The sequence below is a fragment of the Clostridium sp. genome (assembly GCF_047718555.1).
Taxonomy (GTDB): domain Bacteria; phylum Bacillota; class Clostridia; order Clostridiales; family Clostridiaceae; genus Clostridium_I.
This window is the reverse complement of sequence record NZ_JBDNRK010000003.1, coordinates 147,323-157,536: the sequence shown is the minus strand read 5'-3', so window position 1 is coordinate 157,536 and position 10,214 is coordinate 147,323. Positions and strand designations below refer to the sequence as shown.

The 10,214-nt window shown below is 31.5% G+C and carries 7 protein-coding genes, 1 pseudogene and 1 riboswitch; of the genes and pseudogenes, 2 read left to right on the top strand and 6 right to left on the bottom strand.

Features of this window, described 5'->3' with window-relative positions:
• The 3 genes and pseudogenes from ABF633_RS02430 to ytaF all read right to left on the bottom strand — a co-directional run.
• A pseudogene (locus ABF633_RS02430) lies at positions 1-889 on the bottom strand (hypothetical protein); the annotation flags it as partial.
• On the bottom strand, positions 867-1,559 hold the full coding sequence (locus ABF633_RS02425) for a response regulator transcription factor (protein WP_415521653.1): 693 nt from the start codon (positions 1,557-1,559) through the stop codon (positions 867-869). The gene ABF633_RS02425 and the pseudogene ABF633_RS02430, both read right to left, overlap by 23 nt.
• Positions 1,560-1,789: 230 nt before the next feature.
• Positions 1,790-2,449: a sporulation membrane protein YtaF gene (gene ytaF / locus ABF633_RS02420; RefSeq protein WP_415521650.1), complete on the bottom strand. Its 660-nt coding sequence runs from the start codon at positions 2,447-2,449 to the stop codon at positions 1,790-1,792.
• A 169-nt stretch (positions 2,450-2,618) separates the two neighbouring features.
• On the opposite strand from ytaF, the gene ABF633_RS02415 reads away from it, so the two are divergent.
• Positions 2,619-2,948 (top strand): hypothetical protein, encoded by a 330-nt coding sequence (locus ABF633_RS02415; protein ID WP_415521648.1) that lies wholly within the window; start codon positions 2,619-2,621, stop codon positions 2,946-2,948.
• Between the two features lie 88 nt (positions 2,949-3,036).
• Here the strand turns inward: ABF633_RS02415 and metH are convergent, their stop codons facing one another.
• Entirely contained in the window at positions 3,037-6,684 is a 3,648-nt protein-coding gene (metH, locus tag ABF633_RS02410) for a methionine synthase (protein ID WP_415521646.1), read from the bottom strand.
• A 165-nt stretch (positions 6,685-6,849) separates the two neighbouring features.
• A riboswitch (SAM riboswitch) is annotated at positions 6,850-6,957 on the bottom strand.
• A 176-nt stretch (positions 6,958-7,133) separates the two neighbouring features.
• Between metH and ABF633_RS02405 the strand changes: the two genes are divergently transcribed.
• Positions 7,134-7,775, top strand: a complete 642-nt coding sequence (locus ABF633_RS02405; protein WP_415521644.1) for a histidine phosphatase family protein — start codon at positions 7,134-7,136, stop codon at positions 7,773-7,775.
• Positions 7,776-7,861: 86 nt separating this feature from the next.
• Here the strand turns inward: ABF633_RS02405 and ABF633_RS02400 are convergent, their stop codons facing one another.
• Positions 7,862-8,242 (bottom strand): class I SAM-dependent methyltransferase, encoded by a 381-nt coding sequence (locus ABF633_RS02400; RefSeq protein WP_415521665.1) that lies wholly within the window; start codon positions 8,240-8,242, stop codon positions 7,862-7,864.
• 98 nt (positions 8,243-8,340) lie between these two features.
• Positions 8,341-10,032: an NAD-dependent malic enzyme gene (locus ABF633_RS02395; protein WP_415521642.1), complete on the bottom strand. Its 1,692-nt coding sequence runs from the start codon at positions 10,030-10,032 to the stop codon at positions 8,341-8,343.
• Positions 10,033-10,214 lie beyond the last annotated feature (182 nt).

The following is a 10,214-nucleotide window of genomic DNA, read 5'->3' as shown; positions in this document are numbered from 1 at the left end:
GAATTATATTATATAATATTCTTTTATTATAAATGAGATATATGCATAATAATACAATTATTGAAATTACTAAAAGCAATATAACAAGCTCTTCTATAATTCTAGTTCTTATTGAATTATAATATTCATAATCTTTATATATATAACTATTTTTAATATCCTTTGGGATTATCATATAGCCATCTATAGAAGAATTGTTGAAAAAATTATTTGTCCAAGAATAAAAATTATTTTTACTTAGAGCATCTGGAAAATGAATTGAATATAAAGCATTTTCTTTAATATAATTATTAACATCTTTAATGCTAAAAGAACTATCCATATTAGTATAGACTTCATTTGTATTATTATTTTTTATATAATATTTTATATAACCATTCTGCATAAGGCTGTTTTTTATATTTTCATAATCTTTAGTTTTCCAATTAATCATTTCATTTCTAACTTCATCAGCAGTTTTTGAATTTTTATTTCTAGTATCTGAAATTTGTTTAATGAGCTCTTCGTTTAACTTTTTTACATTATCAAAATCATTTCTAGCTTGAGCATCTCTTATAAGATTATAATATTTATCTGTACTTTCTTTCTGCTTATTAGTTATATATTGTTCATTTAATGATAATTCATTACTCACTTCACTGTCTATAACTTTTTCATTATCAGACCTTTTATCAAAATCTTTATAATTAACATAAAGATTCATAAGATTTCTAGAAAATATATCTATATCGGCTTTAAACTTGTCACTGCTAAAATAAGGTTGACTATTCAAAAACTTTCTGTTTTTATAAACATCTGATACAAGTAAAACTGAAAATGATAACAGATAAACTAATATTATTAATATACAACCTACAACGTACTTGTTATTTTTCAATTTTATACCCAATACCCCACACCACCTTTAAATATTTTGGATCCTTAGTATTAATTTCTATTTTTTCTCTAATTCTTCTTATATGTACTGCCACTGTATTTTCAGCATTATAAGAAGGTTCCTGCCAAACTCTTTCGTAAATTTGTTCAATGGAAAATACCCTGCCACTGTTTTCCATGAGTAGCTCTAAAATTTTGTATTCAATAGGTGTAACACGCACATCTTTTCCTTCAACTTGTACAGCTTTTGAGGATTTGTCTAGTATCAAGTCTCTTACTGCTATCTGATCTTCACTATTTTTGTAATTACCAAGGTTGATATATCTTCTAAGCTGAGAACGTACTCTAGCTACTAATTCCATAGGATTAAAAGGCTTAGTTATATAATCATCTGCGCCTATATTAAGTCCTAATATTTTATCTGTGTCTTCAGACTTTGCGGATAATATTATAATTGGTATGTTTTTAGTTTCTCTAATTTTAAAAGTAGCTTTTATTCCATCCATTTTCGGCATCATTATATCCATTATAATAAGATGAATCTCCTTTTCCTCTAAAAGCATTAAAGCTTCTAATCCATCCTTTGCAGTATATATGTTTATATCTTCACTTTTTAAATAGATTTTTATGGCATCTACTATTTCCTGATCATCATCAACTATTAGAACATTATATTTTTTCATGCAGCTTCATCCTTTCCAGAAATATATTATATCATAACATCTCTATCTCCTCCTCTTGAGCCTACAAGTAAATTATAGAATATGAGATTTACAATATACTTAATAAAATTCTTACAAATTTCTTAAGGAAGGATTTTATTTAAATTTTATGTACACCAAAAAGGAGCATCTAAAGACACCCCTTACGAGAAATCCTAACATCTATCTTTATAATTTTAAGTATAATCACTCTAAAAAAATATCTCATAAACCCCAATAACTATAAGTATAATCCCAGCTATAGGAGTAGCCAGCCTTCCAAGCCAGCGGTGTACATATTCATGCCCAAGCTTTATACCTATCCATATTGCAAAGAGACTAACAAGGAATGCAAAGATTGAAGTTATTATAGGATTAATTCCTGCCATACCAGCTCCAATTCCATTTGCCATGTTGTTTACTGCCAATGCAAACCCCAATAATAAGCTTTCTTTAATGCTAATGTATCCAGAAAAATCCCAATCTGCAAGGAATGGATTTTCAAGTATCCTTGGTATTCTTCCTATGAATGAATATATATTAACATTCTTTTCAGATGATGATATGTTATTAGTTTTATTTTCATTGCCCTCGTCTTTTTTCCTTCTCATTTCCCCTATACAGATCCATACACCCACAATTATAATTATTATTGAGCCTATATAGCCAGCAATTTTTGGATTTAAAACCTTTGATATGCCTTTTCCCACATACATTGAAAATAGTGTACCAAGACCTGTAATTAATGCTATAAGTATATTAGATACAAAGGGAATAAGTATTTTCCTTGTTCCATAAGAAATACCAACTCCAAAATTATCTGTATTACTAACCAATGCTATAAGTAATATTACTATTAACCATAACCCCATAACTAGCTTCCACCCTTCATATTACTACCTATGAATTAGTATATGATAGTAATTATTTATTGGTTACGTATTACTTTTTAGCAATGATATCTTCTATAATTCTCCAAAGTAAAATCAAAAATAATGCTTCAAAATTGCTTATTAATAATATATAATTAGAATATCGGAGGTGATCCGTAAATTGGATAAATATGAACAGTTATTACAAACATTAGTTACTGAAATCAGTGGCATTAAAAATGAAATTGGTGGCATTAAGACTGAAATCAGCAGCATTAAAGAGGATATATCCGACTTAAAATCAGGTCAGCAAAGACTTGAAATAAATCAACAAAAACTTGAAGAAAATCAACAAAAATTTCAAACTGACATGAATGAAGTTAAATCAGATATAAAAGAGTTAAAGGCTATAGTGTCCGACTTAGAGCCCAAAAATGCCAACCGTCATTTAGAAATTGAACAAGACTTAACAGAAATAAAAAGTAACTTAAAAAATTAGAAATTGTAACAGGTTTAAACTGTGTAGATATTACATACCTAAAATCTGTAAAATAGTAAGGAGGGAAATAATCCCTCCTTTTTTATCTCTACTTATAAATCAGTATTGTATTTAATACTCTCTCTATTTCTTTATAATCTTTATTATTGCGCTTTACATAATCATCTACCTGATCTTTACCTATTTTGTTTATATCAAAATATTTTGCCTCTTTATTTCCAAAATAAAGTCCGCAGGTACTGGCTACAGGATTCATCATATAGCTGTCAGTTAAATTTATTCCAAGTTCCCTTTCTGGATCTAGGATATCAAAGAGCTTTGTCTTTTCTGCATGATCTCTTAGAGATGGATATCCAAAGGCTGGTCTTATTCCCATGTAATTGCCTTTTAATACCTGTGAAATTTCTATAGCTTCCTCAGGAGAATATCCCCAATAATTCTTTCTTATTTCCATGTGTAAGTATTCAGAAAATGCCTCTGCCAATCTGTCCGCAAGAATTTTTACCATAGCTGCTCCGTATTCATCGCCATTTTGTTTTAACTTATTTGCATATTCAGCTGCACCTATACCTGCTGTTGCAATAAAGCCGCCAATATAATCCTTTATTCCGCTTTCCTTAGGTGCTACATAATCAGAAAGACATCTGTATACATTTTTCCTTGAAACCTCTTGCTGCCTTAACATATTAAAGGTTGCAGCTTTGTCACCACTGTATACCTCAATGTTATCTCCTGCTGAATTAGCGGGAAAGATACCTAAAATAGCATTGGCAGTAAGTATATTTTCTCTTTCTAAAACATCTAAAATATCATTGGCATCCTTATAAAGCCTTTTTGCCTCTTCGCCGTATTTAGGATCTGTCATGATTTTAGGATATATCATTCCCATATCCCAGGCAATAAAGAAAAATGTCCAATCTATATATTTTCTAAGTTCTTTTATGGGGAAGTTCATGAACTTTTTAATTCCAGTAAAGTTTGGAGTTTCAACAATACCCTTATCCCAATCTAATTTTAATGACTTTTCTCGTGCTTCTTCTAAACTTACAAGTTTTCTGTCTATCTTGGAATAATTTTCTCTTATATTCTTATATTCCTGTTGTACTTCCTTTATATATGCTTCTCGCTTCTCCGGATCAACTAATTTTTTTGCAGCTTCCACTGCCTTTGAAGCATCTGTAGTGTGGACTACTCCATTAGAATATTGTGTTTCAATTTTTAATGCTGTATGGGTTTTTGATGTAGTTGCTCCCCCAACCATCAGAGGTATTTTAAAACCCTGACTCTCCATTTCCTCAGCTACATTTGCCATTTCTTCCAGAGAAGGGGTTATAAGACCACTTAGTGCTACTATATCTGCTTTTTCCTTCTTTGCAGTTTCTAAAATAACCTCTGTAGGTACCATTACACCTAAATCAATCACTTCAAAATTATTACAGGAAAGAACTACTGATACTATGTTTTTTCCTATATCATGTACATCGCCTTTAACTGTAGCAAATACTACTTTTCCAGCACTGGTGCTGTCTCCTTCTTTCTTCTCTTCTTCAATGTATGGCAATAAAAAGCTTACTGCCTTTTTCATAACCCTAGCGCTTTTAACTACTTGTGGAAGGAACATTTTACCCTCACCAAATAATTTACCAACAGTCTTCATGCCATCCATTAGCGGTCCTTCAATTACCTCTAAGGCTCTATCATATTGAACTCTACATTCCTCTACATCCTGCTCAATATATTCAACTATTCCCTTTATAAGAGCATGAGTTAATCTTTCTTTACAATCTTTATCTCTCCAAGAATGCTTATTTTCATCTTCCTTTCCCGCTGCAACTTTATAATTCTCCGCAAATTCCAAAAGCTCCTCTGCCGCATCTGGTGTCTTATTTAATACTACAGCCTCTACCTTTTCCAATAAAGCTTTATCAATTTCGTCATATATCTGAATCATTCCAGGATTTACAATTCCCATATCCATACCTGCTTTAATAGCATGATACAAGAATACGGAATGCATAGCCTCCCTTATAACATTATTACCTCTAAAGGAGAAAGATAAATTACTTACTCCACCGCTTACTTTAGCATAAGGAAGATTTTCCTTTATCCATTTTGCAGTATTTATATAATCCACTGCATAATTATTATGTTCCTCTATTCCCGTGGCAATAGCTAATATATTAGGATCGAAAATAATATTTGAAGGCAAAAATCCCACTCTATTTACCAATATATCATAAGCCCGTTTACATATAGATATCCTTCTTTCATAGGTATCTGCCTGACCCGCCTCATCAAAAGCCATTACTACAGCACCAGCACCATATTTTTTTATTAAAGTAGCCTGTCTTATAAACTCTTCTTCTCCAACTTTAAGACTAATGGAATTCACTACAGCCTTACCTTGAATTGCCTTTAATCCTGTTTCCAGCACTTCAAATTTTGAAGAATCTATCATTATAGGAACCTTTGAAATTTCTGGCTCACTGGCAAGAAGCTTTAAAAATATATCCATTTCTTTCTTGGCATCCAACAGTGCATCATCAAAATTTACATCTATAATCTGAGCCCCATTTTCTACCTGATTTTTAGCTACAGTTAGTGCCTCTTCATACTTTTTCTCACGTATTAATCTTGCAAATTTAGCAGAACCAGCTACATTTGTTCTCTCACCTACATTTACAAAATTATTGGATTTATTTATTCTTAAAGCCTCTAAGCCGCAAAATACAGTTTCTCTTTCAAGCTTTGGAATTTTTCTTGGCGCTATGTCCGCTATAGCTTCACTTATGGCTTTAATATGAGCAGGAGTAGTACCACAGCAGCCTCCTACAATGTTAAGATGCCCTTCTAAAGCAAGTTCCTTAACAAAACCCGCAGTTTCTTCCGGGTGTTCATCATATTCTCCCATAGAATTAGGAAGTCCTGCATTAGGATAAAAGCTTATGTACCTATCCTGAGTCTTTGAAAGATATTTAATAAAAGGCAGAAGATCCTTTGCTCCAAAGGAACAATTAAGTCCTATAATACGTATATCTTCGTCCTTCATTGTCTCTGCAAATGCTTCAAGAGTCTGACCTGACAAAATTCTTCCACTTTTATCTGCAACAGTTCCAGAAATCATAATAGGCAATTTTATACCTTTTTCTTCAAATACCGTTTTTGCTGCAAATACAGCCGCTCTAGCATTTAAAGCATCAAATATAGTTTCAATAATTATAAAATCTACTCCACCATCTATAAGTCCACTTATCTGCTCTCCATAAGCAGCTGCCAAATCATCAAAAGTTACATTTCTAAAACCTGGATTTTCTACATCTGGTGATAAAGATGCCGTTCTATTAGTAGGACCTACAGACCCCGCTACAAAGCGAGGCTTTTCTGGATTATTATTAGTAAATTCATCTGCTACCTCTCTTGCCAGCCTTGCACCATTAAAATTTATATCATATATCTTATCTTCCATGCCATAGTCACTTTGAGATATTCTGGTTCCACTAAAAGTATTTGTTTCAACTACATCCGCACCAGCCTCAAAATACTGCCTATGTATTTCTTTAACAATCTCAGGCTTTGTAAGATTTAATATATCATTATTTCCCTTCTGATTTATATCACACTGAAGATTTCCCCTATAGTCCTTTTCTTCTAATTTAAATCCCTGAATACAAGTACCCATGGCACCATCAAGTACCAGGATTTTTTTACCAAATAAATCCATAATATTGCGTTCCATAAAAATAAGGCCCCCTAACGTGTAAATAACGTAAAAATTATATTATAAATAGCTTAAGCATATTATATAAATTTTGCAAGTATAAAATTAATTGTCATTAAAACTTTTAAAAATAAAAAACTGCCCTTCATAAGAAAAGCAGTAAATAACACCTATTCACTTCTTCTCTTATCTTTCAGAAAACTTCTGCTGGAATTAACACCGCCACATTTTCGATTAAATGCCGGTTGTCGGGTTTCATAGGGCCAGTCCCTCCACCTCTCTTGATAAGATCAAGAATCAAAATTATTAAATTTTCTTTATTTTATATGATATCTATTTTTATTATCACTGTCAATAGCTTTCATAAAAAATTATTATCAATATTAAATTTTAAAACTTGACAATTTGATTATATGATTTATGCTTATGGTAATCAATTAAAACAAATTAATAATGGAGGTTTTTCAATGAGCACTTCAATAATGCTAATAAGACACGGAGAAACTGAGTGGAATGCCTTAGGGAAATTTCAAGGAAGTAGAGATATAGATTTATCCAATGAAGGCATAAAGCAAGCAGAATTCTTAAAGAAACGACTTAAAAAAAATTTTGATTACATATATTCTAGTCCATTAAAAAGAGCGCTAAAAACTGCAAAAATTATATCTGAAGATACTGATCTTAATCCCATAATTTGTCCCGAATTACGAGAAATAGACTTTGGTGAATGGGAAGGTTTAACTACTAAAGATATAAGAAATAATTACCCAGAGCTATTTAAAAAGTGGCTAATGGATGATACCACAGGTCCTCTTTGTGGAGGCGACCATAGTTTAAAGGAAGCCAGTATCAGAGCTACAGATGCCGTTTTAAAAATTGTTACAGAAAATAAAGATAAAAATATTGCAGTAGTTGCTCATGGTGGCATTATAAAAGCAGCTTTAATAGGAATTTTTAACTGGAATATGAGCATGTATCACAGAATTCGCCTAGGTAATACTTCCATAAGTAAATTATATTTTGATGACAATATGTTTCCATTAATTTTAGGATTAAATGATACAAGCCATCTTCCTGAAGATAGTAGCATTAAATCTCATCATGTTTAAATAATGTCAAAATTAAAGTGGTTGTAAAGTTATATAAACAAAACTTTACAACCACTTTTAATTAATGTCTTTATTAATTAAGTTATTTAGTTCATTTCTCCTATTAAAGCATAAAAATTTTCATTTATATTTATACTTGATATATTTATAAATCCTGCATTACTCAATAATCCAACAGAAACCACTTCATCTAATCTATGGTCTAAAGGAGGACCAAATTCACCATCACTCTTTTTCCATTCAATAATAGCTATTCTGCCCTTTGAAGAAATTATTCTCTTTACTTCCTTTAGAAACTTTTCTTTATGCTCTGCTTCATGCAGTACAAAACTTATATAGGCAATACTTACTTTGTGATTTTCTATTTTCAAGTCATTTTCTTCTGTCAATACAGTTTCTATATTGATGATATTATTTTTCTCCATTTTCATTTGAACTTCTTTTAGCATTTCAGGTGATATATCTATTGCAAATATTGACTAATCTAAAAATCTTATTATATTGCTGTTATTATATATTTATTTTAGTTTTAGGAATTCATTAAAGCTTACTATTTTTTACTTTTCTAATCTTCTGGTGCTATATCATAATACTCTGGATACCAAGTTTCATCTGATACTACTTTCTTTACATCTTTAATTTCTACAGTATTAATTCCTTCTTCTAATGCAGCTTCTATAACTTTTTCAGCTACAGCTTGTGAAACCTGATGAAGCTTTTCCACCTCTGGTAAAAGAGGTGCTCCCTCCTCACTTAAGTCTACAAATTCTGCTACAGCCTTTGATGCTGCTTCCAGCATTTTTTCGCTGACATAACGAGGTTTTGCTATCATTGCTCCAAAGCCAAGTCCAGGGAATAATAAAGCATTATTTGCCTGGCCTATTTTATAAGTTGTTTTCTTATACTCTACCGGTTCAAAAGGGCTGCCTGTAACTATAAGTCCCTTTCCCTCTGTCCATTCTATTAAATCCTTTGGCACTGCTTCTGCGAGACTTGTTGGATTTGATATTGGCATTATAGCAGGATTCTCTACACCCTTAGCCATTTCTCTTATCACTTCTTCCTTAAAAGCTCCAGTAACTCCAGAACACCCTATAAGCATGGTAGGTTTTACTATCTTAACTACATCAAGTAATTCAACATTTTCATCTTTAAAATCAGCAAATTCACTTCGTTTTCTTGCATAAGGTTTTTGGAAATCTGTTAAAGTGTCCATGCCTTCAATAAGAAGTCCATATCTGTCAATGCACCAAAATCTATTTTTAGCCTCTTCTTTTGATAATCCTTCCCTTTCCATGGCAGAAGAAATTTGATTCGCTATTCCTATTCCTGCCGTTCCAGCACCAAAAATAACTATTTTCTGATCTTTTAATAAAGTATTTGAAGCTTTACTCATAGACATAACTGCTGAAACTATCATTGCTCCAGTACCTTGAATGTCATCATTAAATGTAAGAATTTTATCTTTATATTTTTCTAGCACTTTATGAGCATTTTCTCTACCGAAATCCTCCCAATGAATTAAAACCTTAGGAAATTTTTTTAATGCAGCTTTTACAAATTCATCTATAAAATCATAATATTCTTTGCCTTGCACTCTTTCATGACGATTTCCAAGATACAATTCACTTTCTAAAAGTTCTTTATTGTCAGTTCCCACATCTAAAACTACAGGCAATACTTTAGATGGATCTACTCCTGCCGCAGCCGTATAAACTGCAAGCTTTCCTATGGATATATCTACTCCATTGACACCCCAGTCACCAATGCCTAGTATCCCCTGGGAATCTGTAATAACCATTACTTCAATATCATCTTCATTAACATTAAGATTATCAAAAGCTTTTTCCATATTTTCTTTATCATCTATAGATAGATAAAGGCTATCTAAAGGGCTCTTAAATTCTTCACTGTATTTTTTTACTCCAGTTCCTATAGTAGGAGTATATATTATAGGAAGCATTTCCTTTATATGTGAAGTTACCACCTTGTAAAAAAGTGTTCTATTCAAATCATATAAACCCATTAAGTATAGATGTTTTGAAAAATTATCTGGTTTAGATAAAAACTGTTTGTAACATCTGTCTTCCTGGTTTTCTATATCTTCAATTTGAGATGGTAATAGGCCTGTTAAACCTAATTTTTCTCTCTCCTCTTTCGAAAAAGCAGTACCTTTATTTAGAAGAGGATTGTTTAATAGTTCTCTCCCTCTCAGCTTTGTATAGACTGTTTTTTTGTCTGTTGAAATATTACTCATTAGCTCACCTCATTATTTTCTTACATGGATACTTTTTATATCTATTATCTTTAAAATTAGCGTTTATTATTATAATACAATATTTTTAGCATTTTTCCTATAAACAGAATTCTTAGCATCAGGTGGAGGTTTTTATTCCATCTGATGCTTAGAAGTCGTTATCCAGGGACATAGCCACTCTT